The sequence below is a fragment of the Acidithiobacillus sp. TH-A35 genome (assembly GCF_057473505.1).
Window position 1 is genome coordinate 1 of sequence record NZ_JBYCKR010000284.1, and the last position, 2,391, is coordinate 2,391.

Here is a 2,391-nt window from a genome sequence, read left to right on the forward strand (position 1 = left end):
CCGGGGCCACGGTCCTCAGGGACAAGGATCGCGGCAGGGTCGAAACTAACCGAGTTTGCCTCTGACCCAGTCACGAGCGGCGTTGAGGGCGGCATCCAAGGCCGCCGGATTGCCGGCCCCGGCCTGCGCCATATCCGGACGCCCGCCGCCCTTGCCGCCCAGCGGTTGTGCCACGGTATTCACCAGTTCTCCGGCGTGAATCCGCCCAGTCAATCCTTTACCGACGCCAGCAATCAACGCCACCTTCTCCCCTTCCACACCCGCCAGGACGATGACGCCGTCAGGTAACTGACTGCGCAGGCGATCCAGGGCATCGCGCAAGGCTTTGCCATCCATCCCCTCCAGGCGCCTGATCAATACCGGCACTCCGCCCACGTCCTCGGCCTCTGCGGCCAGATCGGCACCCGCTCTGGCGGCTTCATCCCGTTTGACCTTTTCCAGCTCCTTTTCTAACTGGCGCAGGCGCTCCAGGGTTTGCACCAGGCGCTGATCCAGTTCTGCAGGGGCGACTTTCAACAGTCCGGCTGCCGCTTGCAGGCGTTCTTCATCACGCTGAATAGCCTCCAGCGCCACTGCGCCGGCGACCGCCTCGATACGCTGGATACCTGCGGCTACTCCACTTTCACTGAGGATCTTGAACACGCCCATATCCCCCAGTGCCTCCACATGGGTGCCGCCGCAGAGCTCTATGGAGAAATCTCCCATGCGCACCACCCGCACCTCATCACCGTATTTCTCACCGAAGAGGGCCATGGCACCCAGCGCCTGTGCTTCGGCAATGGGCAGTACCTGGGTTTCGGCGCCGACGTTATTGCGGATAGCGGCGTTGACCACGCGCTCGATTTCCCGCAACTGCGCCGCCGTCACCGGCTCCGGCTGACTGAAGTCGAAACGCAGCCGCTCCGGATTGACCAGCGAACCCTTCTGCTGCACGTGACTGCCCAGAACGTTGCGCAGGGCGGCATGGAGCAGATGGGTCGCGGAGTGATGTGCTGCCGTCGCCCGTCGCTTCACTTCGTCCACACTGGCGAGCACCGCATCGCCAACCTGCAGGCGACCGGATGTCAAACGCCCCAAATGCACATGCAGGTGACCCATGGGCTTTTGGGTGTCACTCACGGCAAACAGGGCAGCATCCGACCGGAGCTCGCCACGGTCCCCCGCCTGCCCGCCGGACTCCCCGTAAAAAGGCGTCCGGTCGAGAATAACCGCACCCGCATCCCCTGCTTCGAGGAAGGCCACCTCTTCATCATCGCGAATCAGTGCCAGGACCCTCCCCTCATCCGCACAGGCCGTATAGCCGGTAAACCCGGTAGCCGACAGACGCATGGCCAGATCGTGGTACACCCGCTCGGTTTTGACCTCACCGCTGCCCGCCCAGGCGGCGCGGGAGCGGGTGCGCTGCTCGGCCATGGCCGCCTCGTAGCCGTCCATATCCATGACCAGATCGCGCTCGCGAGCGATATCGGCGGTCAGATCAACGGGGAAGCCAAAGGTATCCGCGAGCCGGAAAATGATCTCGCCGGGAATGGCGGCACCCGCTGCCAGACCCGCAATAGCCTCTTCCAGCAGACTGAGCCCGCGCTCCAGCGTTTCCCGGAATCGGGTTTCCTCACGCTCCAGAGCACGCTCGACTTCGCGCTGTGCCCGCGTGAGTTCAGGGAAAGCGCTACCCATCTCGGCTACCAGTGGCGCCACCAGTTGATGAAAAAATACGGTCTCCATGCCCAGCTTGCGGCCATGACGCACGGCGCGACGGATAATGCGGCGCAGCACATAGCCGCGGCCTTCGTTGGCGGGCAGGACGCCATCGGTGATGAGAAAGCTGCATGCGCGGATGTGATCCGCCAGCACCCGCAAACTGGTGTCCGTCGCTGCGTCGCGGCCATATGGCTTGCCACAGATTTGCGCCGCCGCGGCAATCAGCGGCTTGAAGAGGTCGGTGTCATAGTTGTTATGTACGCCCTGGAGCACGGCCGCGAGACGCTCCAGACCCATGCCGGTGTCGACGGAGGGTTTGGGCAATGGCGTAAGAGTGCCGCTGCTGTCCCGGTCAAACTGCATGAAGACCAGATTCCAGATTTCGATATAGCGGTCGCCATCTTCCTCCGGGCTGCCGGGAGGGCCTCCGGGAATGTGGGGGCCGTGGTCATAGAAAATCTCCGAACAGGGGCCGCAGGGACCGGTGTCGCCCATGCTCCAGAAGTTATCTTTCTCGCCACAGCGGGAGAGGCGCGCGGGATCAATTCCGATCTCGTTAATCCAGATGTCGGCCGCCTCATCATCCTCTTCAAAAACCGTAATCCAGAGCTTTTCCGGCGGCAGGCCCAGACGTTCGGTGAGGAAACGCCAGGCAAAACCGATCACTTCACGCTTGAAATAGTCGCCAAA

Annotated in this window: 1 protein-coding gene; it reads right to left on the reverse strand. The window is 63.0% G+C overall.

Annotated elements, in window-relative coordinates:
* Positions 1 to 45: 45 nt before the first annotated feature.
* A partial coding sequence (gene alaS / locus AC2VNK_RS09245; RefSeq protein ID WP_486883549.1) for an alanine--tRNA ligase occupies positions 46 to 2,391 on the reverse strand: 2,346 nt, incomplete at its 5' end.